Annotated in this window: 23 protein-coding genes; 16 read left to right on the top strand and 7 right to left on the bottom strand. The window is 40.1% G+C overall.

All coding sequences use genetic code 11. From position 1 onward, the window contains the following. The first annotated feature begins 139 nt into the window (after positions 1 to 139). From NPUN_RS18335 to NPUN_RS18315, 5 genes are all read left to right on the top strand, one after another. A complete protein-coding gene (locus tag NPUN_RS18335; protein WP_012409993.1) occupies positions 140 to 685 on the top strand; it encodes a GNAT family N-acetyltransferase in 546 nt (181 codons plus the stop codon). Between the two features lie 101 nt (positions 686 to 786). After that, positions 787 to 2,943 carry a polyribonucleotide nucleotidyltransferase gene (locus NPUN_RS18330; protein WP_012409992.1) on the top strand — a complete coding sequence of 719 codons (2,157 nt, stop codon included), beginning with the start codon at positions 787 to 789 and terminating at the stop codon, positions 2,941 to 2,943. 1,013 nt (positions 2,944 to 3,956) lie between these two features. Continuing rightward, positions 3,957 to 4,931, top strand: coding sequence for an L-histidine N(alpha)-methyltransferase (gene egtD, locus NPUN_RS18325; RefSeq protein ID WP_012409991.1), 975 nt, complete (start codon positions 3,957 to 3,959; stop codon positions 4,929 to 4,931). Between the two features lie 344 nt (positions 4,932 to 5,275). Next, positions 5,276 to 6,613 (top strand): 5-histidylcysteine sulfoxide synthase, encoded by a 1,338-nt coding sequence (gene ovoA, locus NPUN_RS18320; protein WP_012409990.1) that lies wholly within the window; start codon positions 5,276 to 5,278, stop codon positions 6,611 to 6,613. A gap of 240 nt (positions 6,614 to 6,853) precedes the next feature. Then, the gene (locus tag NPUN_RS18315) at positions 6,854 to 7,348 is read left to right on the top strand and encodes a DUF427 domain-containing protein (RefSeq protein WP_012409989.1); all 495 of its coding nucleotides are present in this window, start codon (positions 6,854 to 6,856) and stop codon (positions 7,346 to 7,348) included. A gap of 340 nt (positions 7,349 to 7,688) precedes the next feature. On the opposite strand, the gene NPUN_RS18310 is transcribed toward NPUN_RS18315, so the two are convergent. Beyond that, positions 7,689 to 8,528 carry a sterol desaturase family protein gene (locus NPUN_RS18310; RefSeq protein ID WP_012409988.1) on the bottom strand — a complete coding sequence of 280 codons (840 nt, stop codon included), beginning with the start codon at positions 8,526 to 8,528 and terminating at the stop codon, positions 7,689 to 7,691. Positions 8,529 to 8,749: 221 nt separating this feature from the next. Between NPUN_RS18310 and NPUN_RS42020 the strand changes: the two genes are divergently transcribed. From NPUN_RS42020 to NPUN_RS37795, 4 genes are all read left to right on the top strand, one after another. Beyond that, positions 8,750 to 8,905 carry a hypothetical protein gene (locus tag NPUN_RS42020; RefSeq protein ID WP_167315647.1) on the top strand — a complete coding sequence of 52 codons (156 nt, stop codon included), beginning with the start codon at positions 8,750 to 8,752 and terminating at the stop codon, positions 8,903 to 8,905. A 258-nt stretch (positions 8,906 to 9,163) separates the two neighbouring features. Beyond that, positions 9,164 to 9,304, top strand: a complete 141-nt coding sequence (locus tag NPUN_RS42015; protein ID WP_167315646.1) for a hypothetical protein — start codon at positions 9,164 to 9,166, stop codon at positions 9,302 to 9,304. Between the two features lie 35 nt (positions 9,305 to 9,339). After that, positions 9,340 to 10,185 (top strand): DMT family transporter, encoded by an 846-nt coding sequence (locus tag NPUN_RS18305; RefSeq protein ID WP_234710949.1) that lies wholly within the window; start codon positions 9,340 to 9,342, stop codon positions 10,183 to 10,185. An 85-nt stretch (positions 10,186 to 10,270) separates the two neighbouring features. Continuing rightward, a complete protein-coding gene (locus NPUN_RS37795; RefSeq protein WP_012409986.1) occupies positions 10,271 to 10,744 on the top strand; it encodes an SET domain-containing protein in 474 nt (157 codons plus the stop codon). A gap of 143 nt (positions 10,745 to 10,887) precedes the next feature. Here the strand turns inward: NPUN_RS37795 and ilvC are convergent, their stop codons facing one another. Next, positions 10,888 to 11,883, bottom strand: coding sequence for a ketol-acid reductoisomerase (gene ilvC, locus NPUN_RS18295; RefSeq protein WP_012409985.1), 996 nt, complete (start codon positions 11,881 to 11,883; stop codon positions 10,888 to 10,890). Positions 11,884 to 12,021: 138 nt separating this feature from the next. Further along, positions 12,022 to 12,405: a hypothetical protein gene (locus tag NPUN_RS43425; RefSeq protein ID WP_234710948.1), complete on the bottom strand. Its 384-nt coding sequence runs from the start codon at positions 12,403 to 12,405 to the stop codon at positions 12,022 to 12,024. Between NPUN_RS43425 and NPUN_RS18290 the strand changes: the two genes are divergently transcribed. From NPUN_RS18290 to NPUN_RS18280, 3 genes are all read left to right on the top strand, one after another. Beyond that, the gene (locus NPUN_RS18290; protein WP_234710947.1) at positions 12,380 to 13,042 is read left to right on the top strand and encodes a DUF4349 domain-containing protein; all 663 of its coding nucleotides are present in this window, start codon (positions 12,380 to 12,382) and stop codon (positions 13,040 to 13,042) included. The two genes, NPUN_RS43425 and NPUN_RS18290, sit on opposite strands and share 26 nt — an antisense overlap. A 234-nt stretch (positions 13,043 to 13,276) precedes the next feature. Continuing rightward, positions 13,277 to 14,632, top strand: coding sequence for an NAD(P)/FAD-dependent oxidoreductase (locus NPUN_RS18285; RefSeq protein WP_012409983.1), 1,356 nt, complete (start codon positions 13,277 to 13,279; stop codon positions 14,630 to 14,632). Positions 14,633 to 14,742: 110 nt separating this feature from the next. After that, a complete protein-coding gene (locus NPUN_RS18280; protein ID WP_012409982.1) occupies positions 14,743 to 15,978 on the top strand; it encodes an LL-diaminopimelate aminotransferase in 1,236 nt (411 codons plus the stop codon). 93 nt (positions 15,979 to 16,071) lie between these two features. Here the strand turns inward: NPUN_RS18280 and NPUN_RS18275 are convergent, their stop codons facing one another. The 3 genes from NPUN_RS18275 to NPUN_RS18265 all read right to left on the bottom strand — a co-directional run bounded on the left by NPUN_RS18275 (position 16,072) and on the right by NPUN_RS18265 (position 17,620). After that, positions 16,072 to 16,995 (bottom strand): hypothetical protein, encoded by a 924-nt coding sequence (locus NPUN_RS18275; RefSeq protein WP_012409981.1) that lies wholly within the window; start codon positions 16,993 to 16,995, stop codon positions 16,072 to 16,074. 149 nt (positions 16,996 to 17,144) lie between these two features. Beyond that, complete coding sequence (locus NPUN_RS18270) at positions 17,145 to 17,441, bottom strand: hypothetical protein (RefSeq protein WP_012409980.1); 297 nt, start codon at positions 17,439 to 17,441, stop codon at positions 17,145 to 17,147. Further along, positions 17,438 to 17,620: a hypothetical protein gene (locus tag NPUN_RS18265; protein WP_041565501.1), complete on the bottom strand. Its 183-nt coding sequence runs from the start codon at positions 17,618 to 17,620 to the stop codon at positions 17,438 to 17,440. Before NPUN_RS18265 ends, NPUN_RS18270 begins: the two co-directional genes overlap by 4 nt. Positions 17,621 to 17,955: 335 nt before the next feature. Here NPUN_RS18265 and NPUN_RS18260 point away from each other — a divergent pair, with 335 nt between their 5' ends. The 4 genes from NPUN_RS18260 to NPUN_RS18245 all read left to right on the top strand — a co-directional run bounded on the left by NPUN_RS18260 (position 17,956) and on the right by NPUN_RS18245 (position 22,098). Continuing rightward, positions 17,956 to 18,825 (top strand): zinc metalloprotease HtpX, encoded by an 870-nt coding sequence (locus NPUN_RS18260; protein ID WP_012409978.1) that lies wholly within the window; start codon positions 17,956 to 17,958, stop codon positions 18,823 to 18,825. A 60-nt stretch (positions 18,826 to 18,885) separates the two neighbouring features. Next, entirely contained in the window at positions 18,886 to 19,314 is a 429-nt protein-coding gene (locus NPUN_RS18255; RefSeq protein WP_012409977.1) for a hypothetical protein, read from the top strand. Between the two features lie 319 nt (positions 19,315 to 19,633). Continuing rightward, entirely contained in the window at positions 19,634 to 20,959 is a 1,326-nt protein-coding gene (locus tag NPUN_RS18250; protein ID WP_012409976.1) for a M16 family metallopeptidase, read from the top strand. A 257-nt stretch (positions 20,960 to 21,216) separates the two neighbouring features. Then, positions 21,217 to 22,098, top strand: coding sequence for a fructosamine kinase family protein (locus NPUN_RS18245; protein ID WP_041566272.1), 882 nt, complete (start codon positions 21,217 to 21,219; stop codon positions 22,096 to 22,098). A 393-nt stretch (positions 22,099 to 22,491) separates the two neighbouring features. On the opposite strand, the gene NPUN_RS18240 is transcribed toward NPUN_RS18245, so the two are convergent. Next, positions 22,492 to 22,812 (bottom strand): TMEM14 family protein, encoded by a 321-nt coding sequence (locus tag NPUN_RS18240; RefSeq protein WP_193372244.1) that lies wholly within the window; start codon positions 22,810 to 22,812, stop codon positions 22,492 to 22,494. Positions 22,813 to 22,853: the final 41 nt, after the last annotated feature.

The following is a 22,853-nucleotide window of genomic DNA, read 5'->3' as shown; positions in this document are numbered from 1 at the left end:
CTAACTACTCAGATTCTCGTAAAATTAAATAATTTAACTCGCAAAGCTCTAACTATTAAATCTTCCCAATAGCATTTATAATCAAATCATTGCATACAAATAATTTTCAAATAATCATTCTATATCAACATTATTAATAATGGATTTACCCCTGGTTCAAGTTATAAAAAACAATATAACAGTAGAACTAGATTATATTCATCCTCAAGAACAAGAGGTTGTAAGAACATTACTCAATGTTGTAATTGTTGAAGGTAAAACTTATCCCCAAAGGCAACCTCTATCTCAGGCAGAATTTTCAACTTACTGGTTAAGCAAGGATGCCTTTGTTGTCAGGACATCTGGTAAGGATACTACACACAAGCCAAAAGAAATATTAGGGGCGTTTTATTTAAAACCAAACTTCCCCGGTCAATGTTGCCATATTTGCAACGCTGGTTTTATTGTACAACCTGAGTTGCGCGGTCAGGGAATCGGGCGGTTCATGGGGGAGGCTATGCTTTTGATAGCAGCAGACCTAGGCTACGAAGCAGTAATGTTCAATTTGGTCTTTGAAACTAATATACCTTCAATTACCCTTTGGCAGTCGTTAGGATTTGAGATTATTGGGCGAATTCCTCGTGCGGCGAAGCTAGGGGATGAACAAGTGGTAGACGCGCTCATGATGTATCGTCCTTTGGGTTGAAGACAACTCTTATCTTTGTATGTATTAGAAGTCAGCCCTAGTGCATAAATGTTAGGATTGCCACAGAAAGAGAATAGCGAAAGAGAAGGAAAAAGAACTGAATGGCAGAAGTTGATAAGTCAATATCCTTCGATGGAAGGGATATTCGACTGAAAGTAGGCTTACTAGCTCCCCAGGCAGGTGGGTCGGTTTTGATAGAATCAGGGGACACATCCGTTTTAGTGACAGCTACGCGATCGCAAGCCAGAGAAGGCATTGATTTTCTTCCCCTCACTGTAGATTACGAAGAAAGACTGTATGCAGCTGGTAGGATTCCCGGAGGGATCATGCGGCGGGAAGGTCGTCCACCAGAAAAAACAATTCTCACTAGCCGTCTTATAGACCGTCCCATGCGTCCCTTGTTCCCCTCATGGTTACGGGATGACCTGCAAATTATCGCCTTAACGCTATCGATGGACGAGTTGGTTCCACCCGATGTGCTAGCAGTTACAGGCGCTTCCATCGCTACCCTGATTGCCCAGATTCCTTTTAATGGGCCAATGGCAGCAGTTCGCGTTGGTTTAGTGGGAGATGATTTTATTATTAACCCCACTTATGCAGAAATTGAAGCCGGAGATTTGGATCTGGTAGTAGCCGGTTCTCCACATGGCGTAATCATGGTGGAGGCGGGAGCCAATCAGTTGCCAGAGCGAGATATCATCGAGGCAATTGACTTTGGTTATGAAGCAGTGCGGGACTTAATCAAAGCGCAGCAAGATTTAGTAGCAGAACTGGGCTTAGTGATAGTGCAAGAAGCACCACCAGAAGTAGACCAGACGCTAGAAAATTATATCCGCGATCGCGCTAGCGGTCAGATTAAGAAAATCCTGTCTCAATTTACTTTCACCAAACCCGAACGCGATGCAGCTTTAGATGTCGTCAAGGATGAAATTGCCACGACGATTAAAGAACTGCCAGAAGAAGACCCAATTCGAGTTGCTGCAACTGCAAATAACAAAGCACTTGGTAACACTTTCAAAGATATTACTAAGTACTTCATGCGGCGGCAAATCATCGAAGATAACGTTCGCGTTGATGGTCGTAAACTCGATGAAGTGCGACGTGTTTCTTGTTTAGTTGGTGTCTTACCAAAGCGAGTCCACGGTAGCGGTTTATTTAATCGGGAACTAACTCAGGTATTATCCACTTGTACTTTGGGTACACCAGGTGATGCTCAAAACCTCAACGATGATATGCAGTTAGACCAACATAAGCGTTATCTGCATCATTACAACTTCCCGCCTTTCTCAGTCGGGGAAACCAAGCCAATGCGTTCTCCAGGAAGGCGTGAAATCGGTCACGGGGCATTAGCAGAGCGATCGCTAATTCCTGTGCTACCCTCAAAAGAACAATTTCCCTACGTGATTCGCATCGTATCAGAAGTACTTTCTTCCAACGGTTCCACTTCAATGGGTTCAGTCTGCGGTTCCACTCTCGCCCTCATGGATGCTGGTGTACCAATTCTCAAACCCGTTAGTGGCGCAGCAATGGGTCTGATTAAGGATGGGGACGAAGTGCGAATCCTCACCGACATTCAGGGCATTGAAGACTTTTTGGGCGATATGGACTTCAAGGTTGCCGGGACGGATACCGGAATTACCGCCTTGCAAATGGATATGAAAATCCCCGGTTTGTCGTTGGATGTTATTTCCCAAGCTGTCCACCAAGCCAAAGCAGCCCGGTTGCACATTCTGGAGAAAATGCTCGCCTGCATTGATACACCACGGATTGAAACCTCACCTTATGCCCCACGTCTGTTAACAATCAAGATTGATTCAGACATGATTGGTTTAGTCATCGGGCCTGGAGGCAAGACTATTAAGGGCATCACAGAGGAAACTGGTGCAAAAATTGACATCGAAGATGATGGCACCGTGACAATCTCGGCTGTGGATGAGAACAAGGCGAAGAGAGCCAGAAACATCATCCAAGGTATGACCCGCAAACTCCACGAAGGAGATGTCTATGCAGGACGCATTACTCGGATTATACCGATAGGTGCATTTGTGGAATTTCTGCCTGGGAAAGAAGGGATGATCCACATCTCACAACTAGCTGACTACCGCGTTGGCAAAGTTGAGGATGAAGTAGCGGTGGGCGATGAAGTGATTATCAAAGTCCGTGAAATTGATAACAAAGGTCGGATTAATCTCACCCGCTTGGGTATCCACCCAGATCAAGCAGCAGCAGCAAGAGAAGCTGCGGCGGTGAATCGGTAACTCGATTTGGGATTTTAGAATAAAATCTAAAATCCGCGATGCCTACTGTGAAGGCATCGCCGTATGCTTCTCGAAACTAGTTGCACTAAATTTATTGAAACTCATACTTGTAAATTTCTTTAATAACTATAAAAGATAAGTAACTAAGCCTAAATAAATTAAAGTTTGTAGTAAGGACTTTAGTCCTAAAAATCCTAGTCTTGAGCGATTCATCCCTCAAAAGTAGGATTTTATTTTATGTTTAATTTTACTATTATGTTTAATTTTAACTACCTACTCAATACCATATAGCGATTCTCAATTGCATTGAAATTGAAGGAAAGGGCAGTAAAATTCAAAGCCTTTCTCCTTTTAAGCTACGGTGTACACACAACTCTGTACAAGGTACAAAACGGCTTTAGATCCTTCTAAATTACCCTTCTTAACGGGGACTTTGGCTCCTATTACTGTAGAGGGAATCTAAATCCTGTGGAACCACTTTAAAATACTTGTATATACACCCTTGCATAGCGTCTTTGACAGGAGAAAAGTTAAGCAAAAAACGGGATAAAAAACACAATTTTTTTGAGTCAGTCCATCGCAAATTATTTAACTTTGATGAAAAAAATGATAAATTGTTATGCGATTAACTCAGACTTCGATAAACTTCAGTTATCTATTGAAATAAAAACAAGAATTTTTGGGCATTGCGATCGCTACTAAAGCTCCAATGATTTTTAACCAGAGTATAAGTTATTATCAATACAGGTAACTTATGAACTTCGCCATTTTTCAGTAGTAGATAATGTTTACCTCTAATAATGTAGTAACGTCTATTCCTAGCGACTTATTTATTAATTCATACTTGAATAAACCAGCAAATATTAAATTAGTAAAATCTGCTTGGATACCACACTAAATCGAGGGGTTTTTCGTATTTTAATCTATTATTAATCACTTAGAAATAAGCCTTGCTATTAAATACTAAATATGTCATATTAAGTACTTCATTCAGAACTAAAGATATTGACATCATGTTAGCAACATATCTAAAATCTCTTAATGAGAACGATCGATCTCTCTACAATGAGGGTGAAGATGTCATCCAAGGATTAATTCAAAGTCCCAAAACTTTACCCCCTAAATATTTTTACGATGATTACGGCTCGGAACTATTTGAACAAATATGTGAATTATCAGAATATTACCCAACACGAACAGAAGCATGGATTTTACGCCAATATGCCGATGAAATAGCTCAGATAACAGGTAATTGTGAACTTGTAGAGTTAGGCAGTGGCAGTTCTACAAAAACTCTTTTTTTGCTAGATGCTTACCAAAAAATTGCCAGCCACTGTAGATATATACCCATTGATGTTAGTCATGGCATCCTTAAATCTAGCGTACTTAAACTACAACAGAAATATCCAAATTTCTTTGTTGAGGGATTAATAGGAACCTATGAACAAGCGTTGATAAAGCTAGAATCAACATTTGCAGCATCACGGATGATTTTTTTCTTAGGCAGTTCTCTTGGGAATTTTAACCCACGAGAATGCGATGATTTTTTAAGACAAATTACTAGGACTTTGCAAGCAGGAGACTACTTTCTTTTGGGGATTGATTTACAAAAACCCAAGGAAATTTTGGAGCCAGCTTATAATGATAGTCAGGGAGTAACAGCTGCTTTTAATTTAAATATCCTTTCTCATTTAAATTGGCGTTTTCAAGGTAATTTTGACCTCAGCTTATTTACTCACCAAGCTATTTATAATGAAAATGATGCTCAAATTGAAATGTATCTGCATTGCCAAAAGAGTCATGAGGTATCTTTAGAAGCGCTAGATTTACAAGTTAGCTTTGCTGGTGGAGAGAGCATTCTCACCGAAATTTCTCGCAAGTTTGATTTAGTAAATATGCAAAAACAACTGGAGACACATGGACTTAAGACTCTGAAAACTTGGACAGATCCCAATCAGTGGTTTGGGTTAATTCTTTGCCAAGCTTAAATTTTGCTTCCCAAAGCCGAATTTAAATAGACATATCCGTGAATTAGGCTTTAAACCTTAACTTACAAAGCTTATGGTTTGTTCATGAATGGCACTTACTTAAGGCAGGTAGGTATTTTGTTCGTCCTACAGTATATCAATAGTTTTCGCCATTTATAAATGCCCAATGAAGCGGCATTTGTTTGTTCATGGATATGTTTAATTTAGCAAGATTCAACATATCTGGAAAAATATAAATAGAGTTGGAATGCAATCAACAATTAACATTAGCAATTTTTTTGATTAAGTTTTTCAAGTAAATCAGCCAGGGTTAATCGTCTCTATAATAGCAATTGAGTTACATCATGAACAGTCTTCAATCTACTCATCCACCTAAACTAAATAGTTGCGATCGCCAAGTTATCCTCGATTATTTTGAGAATGCTTGGCAGCTAGAAGATATGCTGATGAAAACTTTAGTGGAGGAGGATACATTTTATCTCAATCCCGATCCTTTGAGAAACCCTCTAATTTTTTATCTAGGACACTCGGCTGTTTTCTATATTAATAAATTAATTAGCGTTGGATTATTAGAAAAAAGGATTAATCCAGATTATGAAATTCTGTTTGAAATTGGAGTTGATCCAGAAGTACCAGAGGAATTAAATCAAGCGATCGCTCATTTAGAATGGCCACAAGTTGCACAAACTTGGGAGTATCGAAAACAAGCATATACGGTAATTGCCGAAGTAATTAAAACTACTCCGATTACTCTACCAATTCACCCTACTCATCCCCTCTGGGCTTTAATGATGGGGATTGAACATCAGCGTATTCATATTGAAACCTCTTCAATGTTGATTCGCCAACTACCAATTGAGAGAGTGAAACGCCCCCAAAACTGGCAATATGCCCCTTTTAATGGCTACACTGCTCAAAACGAAATGATACAAGTTATAGGTGGGGTAGTCAAACTTGGCAAAGCCTTTAACGATCCGACCTATGGGTGGGATATTGATTATGGCGATCGCACTGTTGAAGTAGAACCTTTTTTAGCCAGTAAATATCTAATTACTAATGCCGATTTTAGTTATTTTGTCAAGGCTGGTGGCTACGAAAACCAAGCGTATTGGGATGAAGAATCTTGGCATTGGAAAACTGAAAATAACATTCAATATCCCAAATTTTGGATACATCAAAATGGCATTTACAAGTATCGAGCCATGTTTGATGAAATCGACTTACCCTTAGATTGGCCTGTAGAGGTCAATCATTATGAAGCGATGGCTTACTGTTGTTGGCAAGGGAAAGATACTCGTTTAATGAGTGAAGCCGAATATCATTTAGCAACTTATGGTAGTGGTTTGGTAGAAGATGTAGACAATTACAATGTCAATTTAAAATTTGGCTCGCCTAGTCCAGTAGGAATGTTAGAAACCGCCAAAAGTTATTCTGGATTGTACGATTTACGCGGAAATGTTTGGGAACACTTGAGTGATAATTTAAATCCTTTACCAGGATATAAGCCTCATTTCCTTTACGAAGATAATTCTGCAATATTTTTTGATAATAAACATCAGATGATGTTAGGAGGATGCTGGATAACTAACGGTACAGAAGCTTTAAAATATTATCGCAACTGGTTCCGTCCTAATTTTTATCAACACGCTGGTTTTAGGATTGTTCAAGATATGAAGCATTAAGCACAACATGAGTTTTTAAAAAAATAATTTTTGCAGGATACTAATAGTTACAGAATAGCAGTTTTTTTATCTTCCATTTCTCCCTGTAATGACCAGGTTCAATTTTCGTTGAGACAGCAAACATATTACTAGCCTAAAATCTAGGAGTAATAGTACGAAAAAATCATCTAGAATGGAATTAGATTAATGCGAACTACCTTTGCATTTTAATGGCAAAGTAAAAACAAGAAATTATTAACCATGAGACCAAATCCTATTCCTCCACAACCCGGTCAAGAGTCAGTTTGGGATTATCCGCGTCCGGCCCGTTTAGAAGATACAAAAAAATCAATTCGGATTATTGTTAATAATATTGTTTTAGCAGAAACAAGTAAAGCTAAAAGAGTCATAGAAACTAGCCATCCTCCTTCTTATTACATTCCTTCAGAAGATATTAAACTAGAATATCTGATAGAAACACCTAAAAAAACTTGGTGTGAATGGAAAGGTAAGTGTCAGTATTATGATATAAGCATCGGTGATAAGTATATAAATAACGCTGCTTGGCGATATTTTGACCCCACATCTGATTTTGTAACGATTCAAGAATACTATGCTTTTTACCCTAGTTTAATGGATGCTTGCTATGTAAATGATGAGCTAGTTATGTCTCAACCCGGTGATTTTTATGGCGGATGGATTACCTCTGATATTGTCGGGCCATTTAAAGGTAGTCCAGGAACAATGGGGTGGTAATTTTTGACATAAAATTAATGAGTCAGAATTTATTGACAATTTTGCCTCATGAATATGAAGTTTAGATAATTAGTTATAATTTCCTAGATTCATTGCAACCAACCCCGCCAAACTACACTTTATCTCCCCAAGAATCAGCTACGGTGTACACACATCTCTCTACAAAACCAAAATATTCCAGATTCTCCTAAATCCTTTGATAAATTAAAGGACTTTGAGAGATTTTTTCCCTTCAAAAGAGGAGTTGGGGGAATAAAAAGCTTGTGTGACAACTTTAAAAGGCTTGTGTACACTGTAGCCAAGAATCAAGTGAGGGTTTCTCTAGATTTAAAGTTCTCAATCAATTTAAAGGATTAGATAACTTCATGGTGATATGCTCCAAATAAGCTACAGGGAACATAATTCCTGGCTTCTTTGTAGGAGGGTTTAGTGTGTTGAATAACCTGTCCCAAAATCCTTGAATTCCATAGTTTCTCTTGAAACAACTGTGGTGAAGATCGTGAAAATCTGATGGAACAAAAAATATTGATAAAGAACTATGACCTTCAAGGTTGTAAGCATTACCTATAATAGTCCAAGCACATAGTTGGGTGATGTCATACCCAAATATAAAGATAGGCAAAAGGTCTGTAATAGTAACAATAATATATTCAGTCAAACTCTTATGTCCAGCAACAAAACTTGATGAGTCGGCAAACTCATGATGTTTTAAATGTATTTTTTGTAAAAATTTTCTGTGAAGTAGCGAATGAGAAACGTAAAAACAGAAATCAGCAACAATTATTCTCATCAAAAACCATCCAAGGTTTGAGAGCAAACTATTTCCTCTATTTACCTCTGGCGCTAAGTAGAGAATAATTAAAGCTGCTATGAAACTTTTGATTTCTCCAGTAATGATACCTTTCGCAGTAAAGGAAGGAAATGGTTGTGTTTTGACTTTCTTAACTCTGGCAGTTAGTTTCTCTCTCAAATTATCATTGTTTTTAATTACCTTTTCGATGAAAAGACCAATGCTATAAAATGAAATAGAACCAACAAGCCAGTATAACAGCACTTGAGTTATAAAATTGAGTTCTATATTGTGCAACAACCAATAAAATATTTGCTGAACAATGGTGCAAGTAATAGCAATCTTTAGATAAAATTCAACTTCGAAGCAGAAATTAAAAAATTTTCTCATACCTACATCCTTGTAGTAGTTATGGAATTAAAGCCTTTTTGCAAGTATAAATTATTTATTTTTGTATTTCACCAGATTATAAATAGCGTTTCTCAATTGTATTGAATACAGACCGAACAAGAACAGCCCCTTTCTGCTAGCGTTGGTGGCTCTAGACCTCAAAGCCTCTCTTCTTTTAGGAAAGAGGAATGGAAGCAATGTCAAAATAATCGCATCCATAGATGATGTGTAGCGGCTTACCGCAGTGTACGAGACAATCTGATTTGCAGGTATTCATCAGCAAGGGATCGCACGAAGCACTCACCGTAGGCGATCGCAAAAATTTTCAGTCTACTAACATTTGTAATTATTTTATCGCTATCTACTTAGTGACATAATTTTTGTGAATAGGAGATTTTTAGTAATTAAAAATTTTAAACATAATGCAGCAAATGATACAATTTGGATTGGATTAATGCGAATTTCTTTTACCTTTTAATTGCAATGTGAAAAAAGACATGAAATTACCAAAATCAGATTAAGTTAAGTGGGCGTGAATAATTGTCGTTGGGATAAGGCAATAGAAAATAGGCAACAGGCAATAGGTATAAGGGTTTTAGGCTAGTTCATTTTTATTTAGATAGTTTGATTTTATTGTGCCAACTTACTTCGTACAACTTTCCCAACTAAAAATCCTCAATTCAGAAGGCGCTGACTGGATGCAGCAAAACCAACATTCTCTATGCGATCGCATTCTCTATGGATGTAAAGAAACATTATTCAATCAATTAATTTGATGCAAATTGAAAATACGTTACGTTTAAAAGGAATAATGCTGCTTATCCTTGTTAATGTAATTAGCGCTACAACTTTTCCATTGACTAAAGACATCGTTAGTAGTCTTCCACCAAGTGCATTGATTACTACACGCTTTGTCATAGCAGCAGCGGTTTTTGCTGTAAATTTACGTAATATTAACGCACTTTTACTTCGTGATGGTACAGTACTAGGTCTTTTCCTTTTCTTTTTCTTAGCTATAGAAACAATTGCACTCAAGACTATACCAGCGAATCGGGCTGCATTCATTGGCAGTTTGAACGCACTCATCGTCCCGCTACTAGCATGGCTGAGTGGTCAGCGCGTACCGTTGAGAACTTTCCTAGCCGCTGGAGTCGCTGTGATCGGTATTGGCGTAATGTTTTGGGAAGGGGGAGAACTAGGAATTGGCGATCTTTTGATGTTCGTTGATGCTTTTGTCTATGCAGGCTACATAATTTTCCTAGACCGGGTTGCGTCCCGTCACCCCACCTTAACGCTTACCAGTGTTCAACTTTTGTTCATTGCGGTGCTAGGTCTGCTTTGGAATAATACCCAAATTCTTAACCAATTTGAGGTAATTCACCAGCACTGGGGAGTGATTGTCTACTTAGGGCTGTTGGCAACGGCTGCTGTTATCTGGCTGCAAACATTGGCACAGCAATGGGTTTCAGCCGACGAAACAGCTTTACTGTATACACTTGAGCCATTGTTCGCCACAATTTTCTCGTTTTGGCTACTTGGAGAACATCTGGGAATACGCGGTCTAATTGGCGCGATTCTTGTCTTAGTTGCTCTGCTTCTAAGTCAAAGCCCTCAAAAGCTTGAGCCGGAAGCAAAAGTTGAGGTACAGAGCAGTTAACGAGCTTTCACCTCGAAAGTGAAATCTAACTAAGCCAAGTTTGAAATTTGGAAGCAAGAAATTTAAACATAGCGGGTCTTTATCTATGAATACAATAGAGTCGATTTCAGATGCAAAGCTCAATTTTCATGTGACGATTCAGGAAACAGCAAAAGGGAGAGGAGTATTTGCTACGAAAAAATTTGCCAAAGGGGAAACCGTTGTGGTGGGTATCCCAATTGAAGAAGTTCCCCAACGAACAATTTATTCTTTTCAGATGGATTTTAATTTGTATGTCAACTTAGATGAGCCTGCTGTCGTAATTAATCATTCTTGCGATCCAAATACTGGCGTAAGCAACAATCAGTTTGGGGGATATGACTTCGTTGCTTTGGGCGATATCGAAGTAGGTGAGGAAATTACCTGGGACTACGAAACCACTGAATATGAATCAATAGCTGTATCACGGTGCTTGTGCAAATCCCTATTCTGTCGAGGTAAAACATTAGGATTCAAATTCCGCAAACAAATGTTGCGCGATCGCTATGGAGAGTACATTGCAGATTATCTCAAAACCTAAAGCAAATGATGTTATTAAAAATGCACCTATCTACACAATTTTAAATAACATCTATAGCGGTATAAAAAATAATTTTGCGTAATTTCAAAATCATTGTAGAGACGTTTAATTGCAACGTCTCTACGTTCAGATCCTTGTGTTGCTTAAGCTTTTTTCAACCAGCTAAACATAGCGCGTAAATCTTTACCAACTTCCTCAATTTTGTGTTCAGATTCTTTGCGACGCATGGCGGTAAATCCTGGTTTACCAGATTGGTTTTCTAGAACGAATTCTCGTGCAAATTGCCCAGATTGAATTTCGCTGAGAATCTTTTGCATTTCAGCTTTGGTTTGTTGAGTAACAATCCGCGGCCCACGGGTATAATCGCCATATTCAGCTGTGTTAGAAATGCTGTCGCGCATTTTAGCTAAACCGCCTTCTACAACCAAGTCAACAATCAGCTTGACTTCATGCAGACATTCAAAATAAGCCAATTCTGGTTGATAACCAGCTTCTACCAAAGTTTCAAATCCGGCTTTGATTAAAGCACTCAAACCACCGCACAATACTGCCTGTTCGCCAAATAAATCGGTTTCGGTTTCTTCGCGGAAAGTGGTTTCGAGAACACCAGCGCGAGTGCCACCGATACCTTTAGCATAAGACATGGCGCGATCGCGTGCCTGACCACTAGCATCTTGATAAACTGCAAACAGCGCTGGTACACCTTCCCCACCTTCATAAGTCCGCCGTACCAAATGCCCTGGCCCTTTTGGTGCAACCATCACCACATCTACGTTAGCCGGTGGTACAACTTGCCCAAAGTGAATATTGAAACCGTGGGCAAAGGCTAACACATTCCCTTCTTCTAAATTTGGTTCAATCTCGTTTTTGTAAATCGTTTTTTGAACTTCATCAGGTAACAAAATCATGATAAAGTCAGCAGCATTGGCAGCATCTGCGACACTCTTCACAGTTAACCCAGCAGCTTCAGCTTTTGCTACTGACTTACTACCCGGATATAGTCCCACAATCACATTCAAACCACTATCTTTGAGATTGAGAGCGTGGGCATGACCTTGAGAACCATAGCCGATGATAGCAATAGTTTTTCCAGCCAAAAGGTCTAAATTGGCATCTTCGTCATAGTACATCCGGGCCATAGAAGCATCTCCTGTCAGCAAGCATCGTCATTTATTGGCAGGCTTACGATTGTACCTCAAATTGAGTAACCCAGATGAACTATAAATAATTCAATTTATCTCTTTGGACTAAGGGGACAAATGACTAATGACTAATGACTAATGACTAATGACTAATGACAAACCTGTTACATAAATCGCAACAATACAGATTTTGAGTTTTCTTTCAGCAATACTGGGGTTAACTTCATCCATCTGGGGGTAGATTATGTACGCTTCAACTAAATTGCCGCGCACATCTGCTTTATTTATAAGTGCGTTATTAGGAGGGGTGATTTTCACCAGTTGCGCCTCTTCCCATCGGTTAGGAAATAAGCAGTTACCTGGAGTTGCAGCTGATAGCGCGGCAAATCCAGCATCTGCACCGGCTAGCGAAAGCAGGATTTCCCAAAAGGTGGAAGCTGCTGCACCAATAAACCGTTCTCGTCCCCAACTCATTAAAAAGGCAGCAATTTCTTTGACTGTCAATTCTGTAGATCGCACTATTGATGCTGTTTCGCAAATTATCAATCAACAGCAAGGGGATTTAATCGGGTTGAAACAACAACAACCCAAAAGTGACAACCCACGTTACACAGCAACAATCCAATTGCGGATACCAGAGAATCGGCTAGAACCTACCCTGGAAGAACTAGCTAAATTGGGCACCGTAGAGAGCCGTAATATTACTGTCGAATATGTAGGCGATCGCCTAGTGGATTTCCAAGCTAGATTAACTAATTTGCAGAGAACTGAAGCTAATTTCCAAAAAATTATGGATCGGGCGGGTTCTATTACAGATGTGCTTAGTGTTGCCCAACAATTGAGTAATGTCAGAGAAACGATAGAACAAATTAATGCCCAACTAAAAAGCCTACAAAATCAAGTTGCATATTCCACGATTACGCTGAACCTAGAAGCAGCAGTTTCTAGCACCAGTTCACAACCTGCCTTTGGTTTGCAAGTTCAGGAAACTTGGAATAACTCTACCCACTCTTTGAGTGCATTTTCCGTTGGCTTACTCAAGCTGGGTATTTGGTTAATTGTTTACAGTCCCTATTTGTTAATTCTTGTTGCTCTTGTCTATGGCTTTAGTCGTTGGCGGCGAAATCATTTACCAGAATCAACTCGTTCTGAATGAATTTACATAAATCCTACATCTACCGTTGATAAATTTACATAAGCAAAGAGTATGTTAAATATTGCCAAATCTTATTGTCTAACCCTATATCTTTAAAAGTTCTATTTATCCTGTACTTTTGATTGCTTTAATCATTCTTGAAATGTAAAGGGCAATACAAAATATATGATGACAATTTTGATACAAATCTGTTAAGAATAGTTACAATAGTCGGCATACACGATAATATTTCTTATGGTAAATTCACTTGACAATAATCCACCCCATAAAGTAGTAATAGTTGGCGGTGGTTTTGGTGGACTTTATGCAGCAAAAACACTCGCCAAAGCGGCAGTAAACGTTACTCTGATTGATAAACGTAACTTTCATCTATTTCAACCCCTTTTATATCAAGTCGCCACAGGAGCGCTATCTCCGGCTGATATCTCCTCACCGTTGCGTTCTGTCCTCAGCAAGAGCAAGAATACGAAAGTGCTGCTGGGAGAGGTGAATAATATCGATCCAGAAGCCCAAAAAGTGACTGTGGGTGAAGAAGCAATAGCTTACGATACGTTAATTGTCGCCACAGGTGCAAAGCATTCCTACTTTGGTAAAGATAACTGGGAAGAATTCGCCCCAGGCTTGAAAACTGTAGAAGATGCCATAGAAATGCGTAGCCGGATTTTTTCAGCCTTTGAAGCCGCAGAAAAAGAAACCGATCCAGAAAAACGCCGTGCGTGGTTAACTTTTGTAATTGTGGGTGGCGGCCCAACTGGTGTAGAGTTAGCTGGTGCGATCGCAGAATTGGCAAATCAAACCCTCAAAGAAGATTTCCGCAACATCGACACATCAGAAGCCAAGATTCTGCTATTAGAAGGTTTGGATCGGATTCTGCCACCCTTTGCACCAGAGTTATCACAAGAAGCGGAAGCATCCCTAACGCGCTTGGGGGTGGTTGTCCAGACAAAAACACTGGTAACGAATATTGAAAATGATACTGTTAGCCTCAAACAAGGCGATGAAGTTAAAGAAATTGCCTCAAAAACGGTATTATGGGCAGCAGGTGTAAAAGCTTCAGCAATGGGAAAAGTGCTAGCAGAACGTACAGGTGCTGAGTGCGATCGCGCTGGACGCATTATTGTCGAACCTGACTTGAGTATTAAGGGACATCCCAATATTTTTGTAGTTGGCGACTTAGCAAATTTCTCTCATCAAAATGGTAAACCCCTACCTGGTGTTGCACCTGTAGCCAAGCAAGAAGGTGAATATGTAGCAACACTAGTCCAAAAGCGGCTTGCAGGTAACAGTTTGCCACCCTTTGCTTATACTGATCATGGTAGTTTAGCAATGATTGGGCACAATTCTGCTGTAGTCGATTTGGGCTTTATCAAGCTGAAAGGTTTCGTTGCATGGCTGTTTTGGCTGGTGATTCACATCTACTTCTTAATTGAATTTGACAACAAATTAGTAGTAATCATTCAGTGGGCATGGAATTATTTCACCCGGAATCGTGGAGCAAGATTAATTACAGGTAAAGAATCGCTCACGGAGTTTGTAATTAGCGATCGCAACAATTATTCAGCCGAGAATAAACAGCCGGTAAATGTCTAATTTGTCATTAGTCATTATTTATTCTCCCTCTGCTCCCCACTCCCCATAACAAAGTTATCGCCCTCATGAATTAGCAGTAAGCTATTTTAGGGCGTTTTTCATATTTACACATGGCAACTATTAACAACAACTACCTGAAACTGAAAGCGGGTTATCTGTTTCCAGAAATTTCTCGGCGGGTGAATGCCTTTGCAGAAGCCAATCCTGATGCTAAAATCATCCGACTGGGCATTGGTGATGTTACCGAACCTCTGCCGGAGGCTTGCCGCACAGCTATGATAAAGGCTGTGGAAGATATGGGCGATCGCAATACCTTCAAAGGCTACGGGCCAGAGCAAGGCTACGCTTGGTTACGGGAAAAAATTGCTGCTCAAGATTTCCAAGCACGGGGAGCCAATATAGATGCTTCCGAAATCTTTATCTCCGATGGTTCCAAGTGCGACACGGGCAACATTCTGGAAATCTTTGGTCATGACAATCTAATTGCCGTTACTGACCCAGTTTACCCCGTGTATGTAGACACTAACGTTATGGTGGGTAATACGGGAGATGCCAACGATAAAGGCGAATTTGAAGGCTTAGTTTATCTACCAATTACGGCTGATAACAACTTCACCGCCGAAATTCCCTCAAAGAAAGTTGATTTAATTTATCTCTGCTTTCCCAATAACCCCACTGGCGCAACTGCTACCAAAGAATATCTCAAAGCTTGGGTAGACTATGCCAAAGCTAATAACTCAATTATTTTCTTTGATGCAGCCTACGAAGCTTATATTACCGATCCGTCGATTCCGCACTCAATTTATGAAATTGAAGGTGCAAGAGAAGTTGCGATCGAATTCCGGTCTTTCTCTAAGAACGCAGGTTTTACAGGAACTCGTTGCGCCTTAACCGTTGTACCGAAGACACTCACAGGAAAAGCCGCCGATGGTTCCGATGTAGAACTATGGAAACTTTGGAATCGCCGCCAGTCTACCAAATTTAATGGTGTTTCTTACATTGTTCAACGGGGAGCCGAAGCGGTTTACTCTGAAGAAGGGCAAGCACAAATCAAAGGATTGGTTAGTTTCTATCTAGAAAACGCCAAAATTATCCGCGAGAAACTCACAGCCGCCGGATTGTCAGTTTATGGTGGCGTGAATGCACCTTACGTTTGGGTAAAAACTCCTAATGGTTTATCCAGTTGGGAATTCTTTGATAAGTTACTGCAAACCGTCAACGTTGTCGGGACACCTGGTTCTGGCTTTGGTGCTGCGGGTGAGGGTTACTTCCGCATTTCGGCGTTTAACAGCCGGGAGAATGTCGAAGAAGCGATGAAGCGGATTACCAAGAAGTTTAAGGTGTAAGCGATCGCTTTTAGCCGCTTTTGTTAAACTCAATTCATTAATCTAAAGGTTACGGTGGGCTGGATTATCCACCGCAACCTAATAGAGATAATATTAGGTAATACTCATATAATTAGGTAATTGAAATTGGTTACTAGTATTAAAACTTATATTTTCTCTTACACAATTCATCAAATTAGTTCCAATCGTAGTGGTGTTTGAATTTGCTTTAAAGTTAAACTTTGAGTCAGGCAAAGCTTTACTTATTACCTTTATACTTCCTTTTGGGATAATTTTTGTACAAGGAAGTGTAAATACTATTGGTTCTAGCAACAAATCACTAGATAAGGTGTGCTTTGCTAACGCTTGTCCAAAAAATGGACGTATTAAGTTAGAGTACATATTATCAAACTTGATGAAACCAAAGGAACCATTAGTCTCAACAAAAATATCTGGCATTAAATCACAGTTTGGTAATACTCTTCTAAAAGCTGTACATAATTCAAGAACAATAATTGTAGCTTGAACAACATCCACTTGATTACACAAGAATGGTATTGGACTAAAACTTGTTTTGCTAAAATTACGTTCATCACCTAGACTACGATCATGAAATATCTCATTACGAAATTCCATAAACTCTTGTAGCTTTGGATAAATTCCTGATTTATAAAAATCTTCCTTGACTAATTTAAGTACATCGAAAACTCCGCTAATTCTGGCTTTAAGGTCACGATCACGATAATTACTAAATGGTATACTACTCTGAAGACACCCAGCCTTCAAAATTGCATTTATATATGATTCACAAGTCAAAAACCAAAGTGCTACTGCTGTTGAGCAAGTATTGCCTTGATTAATAGCTTCTTTAGAATGTTCCAGTAATTCAAGGTTTTGACAAGATAAATAAAAAGCTTTAATAGCAAAATTGGGGTATGTCAAGAGGACACGACTACCAGGATCTGTCTCATTTCCAAGATGTGGGAACCAAATGTAAGCTTCGCCTAAATCATTTGTACGAAAATCTTCTAGTTTCATAATTTTATTTGTTTAAAATGGTAGCTTCCATACTAAAATGAATGAAAGTAGTTAATAACAAGAACATCGCACTGAAAGTTTTTGAATAACATTAAAAAATGACCGCTTGATTCAAAAAATACTAGCTATTATACACAGTGAGATCGCCTTCATTTCGTGCTTGTAAACTTAGCATTTTGAGTAAGTTTGAGAGAATGATTTTCTGGCTCTGAATACATAGCAAATAATTCACTAAAAACCTCCTCCCCATTAATCTCTCCATTACTAATAAATCTTTCTACTTCAACCGAACCATCCTCAAAAAATTCTACTTCCCATCGTTCACCAGCCACCGCCACATTCACCATAATGGTTTCATCTCGATTATGGGCTAAGGTGTAACTAATTTTCTCTTGTTCCAATTGATTTACAAAGGTAACTAGTTTGCCAAATCCATGATTATTCATTTATCAAACCTCTTATCGCTTAATAACTTACGAACAACTTTAAAACCCGGTTGATTTAGCTCTGCTCCCGCTTCAATCTCCTCCCATAACATTTCACAAAACTCATCCCAACTGGGAGATTCTTCTGGGAGTGGAGCCTGTTTTATACTACCCTTTTTATATTTCAGGATTTCAGACACTTTTTGCCCAGCAAATTTGTGTACGATTTCTTCCTCTCCTTTTGATTGAGTGGCTACTTTACTTTATACAATTGCGATCGCTTATGAAATTTCTGCCTAAATAATTTACTTCTATAGATAGATGTATTTTTATTATCTACAAATACAAATTTGATCAAAATAACAAGTATCAAAAACGACTAAATTATTTTTTATAAAAGTTAAGTAGGAAAACCGTACTTATCAGATAGGTTTTCTGTACCATATATCTAAGTTTAGCTGGATACAATTAAAGTATGGCTTAAGTAATGCTGTTTTCTAGAAAATTCATACAGCATTAGCAGGAGAGCGAAAATATGGGAAATCAAGTGAAAACGGCTGCTTTACTAGCTGCATTAAGTGGTCTTTTGATCGCAATTAGTTATTGGGTAATTGGCGGTAGTAGTGGCTTGATAATTGGAATTGGCTTGGCAGCAGTAACAAACCTATTTTCCTGGTATCAATCAGATAAGATTGCTCTAGCAGTATATCAGGCCCAGCCTGTGAGTGAAGGAGAAGCACCAGGACTTTATCGAATGGTGCAGAGATTAAGCGATCGCGCTAACATCCCTATGCCGAGAGTTTATATTGTCCCAAGCCAAGGTGCTAACGCCTTTGCGACAGGGCGCGATCCCGAACATGCTGCTGTGGCTGTCACCGAAGGCATTTTGAATATATTGCCAGACGATGAACTCGAAGGTGTTATCGCTCACGAACTTACCCATATTATTAATCGTGACACCCTGACACAAGCTGTTGCTGCTACCGTTGCTGGTGCGATCTCATTCCTAGCGCAAATGGTGAGTTATAGCTTATGGTTTGGCGGTGGTTCACGAGATGACAACAGAGGTGCAAATCCTTTGGGCGTTTTGTTAACAGTAATGCTTGCGCCATTAGCTGCAACAATTATTCAGCTAGCAATTTCGCGCACACGAGAATTCTCTGCTGATGCAGGTTCAGCTAGATTAACTGGTAATCCTCGTGCATTAGCTAGGGCATTACAACGCTTAGAAGCCTTAGCAAAACAGATCCCTTTAAATGCCAATCCAGCTTTTGAACCGTTATTAATTATCAATTCCATTTCTGGACAGTTTTTAGGTAACTTATTTTCCAGTCACCCTGCTACAGAAGCACGAGTTGCAGCATTATTGAAATTAGAGCAACAACTGCCAACAAAAGCTTATTGATTTGTCATTTGATGTAGTTTTCATCCAAGAGTAAATTTTGCAATTAAGGATGTTTTAACTATGAATGCTAACAACATCGAATCCTTTGAAAGCACAGTCATTGAATCTACAGAATCCATAGTAATTGTAGAAATTAGTTCTCAAACCGACGAACTAGTAGAAACCGAAATGGCTAACGAAAGTGATGAAGTGAAGCGCGAAACTAAAGCGCTGATTGAGGCACTAAAAAGACGCGCTCAAGCTGAGGCTGATTCAGCAGGTACTCTCACACGTGAAACCTATTTGAAAGCTGTGCGACAAGCACGGGAATTGGTTGAAGGTAGAAAACTGATGCAACGCGATCGCTTAGAGGACTCTTGGGCGGTAATTCAGGATGAAGTTGAGAGAAACTGGTATTTATTGATGAAAGACTTAGTGGACTTCAATTTTCGCCTGCGAAAAGCGGCTATGGCAGCTTGGGAAACCTTCAATAATCCTTACTCTCGTTAGTTCGCCGAACTTTCCCTATCTTTAACTAAAGTTAAAGTCTGTCCCTCTCCGACTCGGTGAGGGACAAGTTTTGTGTAGTAAGGGATTTCCAAGAAATAAATTATCGAACCACAGAGGCAAGGCAGCGCGGTCTTGGGGGTTTCCCCCATGAGCGACTGCCGTGCAGTGAACACAGAGTGAAGAGGAATGGAGAGATTTTGCAATCGACTTGGGGATATTTTTTTATTTGAAAGTTCTAAAGCTAGCGAGAGGTCTTTTTATATAGATTTTGCGTCGCGGATAAGATAAAGAGGTAACGTAGCTCCTCACACAAGTAGCAATGACTTCAACCCTGCGGAAATTTACTCGTCTTCATAGCCCAACCCTGCATCAGTTACCCAATGGTTTGACAATCATAGCGGAGCAGATGCCAGTTGAAGCTGTAAACCTCAACTTATGGATTAAAGTTGGTTCAGCCGTCGAATCTGATGCCATTAACGGTATGGCTCACTTTTTAGAACACATGATTTTTAAAGGAACAGAACGACTGGCTAGCGGCGAGTTTGAACGTCGAATTGAAGAACGGGGTGCTGTCACCAATGCCGCTACCAGCCAAGACTATACTCATTACTATATAACTACTGCCCCCAAAGATTTTGCCCACCTTGCTCCACTACAAATAGATGTAGTATCAAATGCTAGTATTCCTGATGATGCTTTTGAACGCGAGCGATTAGTAGTTTTAGAAGAAATTAGGCGTTCAGAAGATAATCCCCAACGGCGGACATTTCGCCGGGCAATGGAGACAGCATATAATGAGCTACCTTATCGTCGTGCGGTATTGGGGCCAGAATCGGTAATTGCTGAACTTAAACCCCAACAGATGCGGGATTTTCATCATAGTTGGTATCAACCCCAGTCAATTACTGCTGTAGCTGTGGGCAATTTGCCTGTAGAAGAATTAATTGCGATCGTTGCTGAAGGATTTACAAAAGCTAATAAAACTCAGCACTCCCGTTCGGCTACGCTCACGGCAAGCCCACTCAGTAGAGACGTGATTAATCGCGTCTCTACTCACTCCTCACTAAACCCTGAGTCACCATTTACAGAAATTGTCCGCCGAGAATTTACAGATGAAAGTCTCCAGCAAGGGAGACTAGTGATGGTTTGGCGGGTTCCAGGAATGGTGCAGTTAGATCGCACCTATGGATTGGATGTTTTAGCAGGAGTTTTGGGGCACGGACGGACATCAAGACTGGTGAGAGATTTACGAGAAGAACGGGGATTAGTTTCTTCAATTTCTGTGAGCAATATGAGCAATCAGCTGCAAGGGACATTTTATATTTCAGCTAAATGTGCAGTAGAAAATTTAGCTGAAGTAGAAAATGCGATCGCTCAACACATTCGCAAAGTCCAAACCGAGTTAGTCACAGAGTCAGAAATTGCCCGTGTACGGCGGCGAGTAGCGAACAGATTTATTTTTGGCAATGAAACACCAAGCGATCGCACTGGGTTGTATGGTTACTATCATTCCTTGGTGGGAGATTTAGAACCCGCCTTTAACTACCCAGACTATATTCAGAGTCAAGATGCAACTGACTTAATGCAAGCAGCCAAAGAGTATCTTTCCCCAGATGCTTATGGTGTAGTTGTCGTTAAGCCGTAAATTAAAAATGGGGAATTGGAAATTGGGAACTTGTACTGAGTTTCGACTGCGCTCAACTACCGCGCAGTCGTTGGCGTAGCCTCTCGTTAGAGAAGTATGGGGAATTGGAAATTGGGAATGGGGAATAGCCAATAATCAATAGTTGCTTCTTCCCCTGCTCCCTCTGCCTACCCCGGTATACTGAGCGTAGTCGTTGGCGCAGCCTCTCGTAGAGAAGTATGCTCCCCCTGCCCCCCTACCCCCTTCCCAATTCAATCATGTGGACTCAAATCGACACCCATATCAGCCAGGTGACTGGCGAAAAATTTCAGAGTCAGCAACGGCGATCGGTTGGTGGCGGATGTATCAACCAAGGTTATGCTGTTTCTAATGGTGAGATTACCTACTTTGTCAAGCTCAACCTTGCATCCCAAGTTGCGATGTTTGAGGCTGAGGCATTGGGTTTAAAAGAAATGCTAGCAACAGCTAGTATTCGCATCCCACAACCTATTTGCTGGGGTGTAGCTGAGAACTCTAGCTACATTGTGCTGGAATGGTTAGAACTTGGTAATGGCAACAGCAATACTTCTCTACGAGACGCTCCGCGATGGGAAGAGATGGGGCGCAAGTTGGCGGCGATGCATCAAGCTAGCAGTAGCCAAGGTTTTGGTTGGAAAATTAACAATACCATTGGTTCAACGCCCCAAATCAATACTTGGACAGCAGACTGGACAGAATTTTATATTAAACATCGCCTTGGTTATCAATTTCAGTTGGCAAGGCGACGGGGAGGAAGTTTCCCCCAGCAAGAAAAATTACTAGCAGCTATCCGTGAACTATTGACGCACCAAGTACAACCTTCTTTAGTACATGGCGATTTATGGGGCGGAAATGCCGGGTGTACTGCGTCAGGAGAACCCGTGATTTTTGATCCAGCAACTTATTTTGGCGATCGCGAAGTTGATATTGCCATGACAGAATTATTTGGTGGGTTCCCCGCAGCTTTTTACAAAGGTTACAACGAAGTTTTTCCTTTAGATGCAGGCTATGAGCAGAGAAAAACACTTTATAACCTTTATCACATTTTGAATCACTTCAATTTATTCGGCGGCGGTTATGCTTCCCAGGCGAACCGGATGATTGACCAGATTTTGCGTTGAACCACAGCATTTCATCAATTCGTAGTGAATTAAATTTGGCAATACCATGCTTTGTTAGTGCATCAGCTTGCATTGTGAATGCGTTGGCTTGCATTGTGAATGCGTCGGCTTGCCTCGTGAATGCGTCGGCTTGCCTCGTGAATGCGTTAGCTTGCATTGTTAGTGCGTTGGCTTGCATTGTTAATGCGTTGGCTTGCATTGTTAATGCATACCCTTATCGAATCACTACCAGTCCTCGAATTACCCCACCCTAACCCTCCCCGTATGTATTGGGGAGGGAACTAGAATCTCGTATTTCCCCCCTTTACAAGGGGGGATTAAGGGGGGTAATTCAACTTGTGTGTACACCGTAAGGATAAAAACAAGAACGTGGTTATTCCTTAAAGACTGATGCTACCTTAAAGCCACAATTTGATTTACCATCACCGCCAATGCCACCATCCCCAAAATCGTCATTAATCCCGCCGGCATAAACTTGCGTGTTTTAGCTAGTCGAACTGCAAAGACTACCACTAAAACAGCAGTAACTAACACTGCTAAAATCGAACCCCAGGTTTGTCCTTGGAGTTGAAAGTAAGCGGCAAGTATTAGTAAAAAACCGCTAATACTACCACTTAACAGTGAAACCTTACTTCTAGCCTGAATATAGCCGATAATGCCACCAGCGATCGCTAATATGCCGTAGGCGAAAGCAGCAATTATACTTAAATTCATTGTTAATACATCTGTAGATTTTGACTTTACTGCCAAGGTCA

It is taken from the genome of Nostoc punctiforme PCC 73102 (assembly GCF_000020025.1).
Taxonomy (GTDB): domain Bacteria; phylum Cyanobacteriota; class Cyanobacteriia; order Cyanobacteriales; family Nostocaceae; genus Nostoc; species Nostoc punctiforme.
Note: the sequence above shows the minus strand (reverse complement) of the source record. Positions and strands in the feature narration are given on the sequence as shown.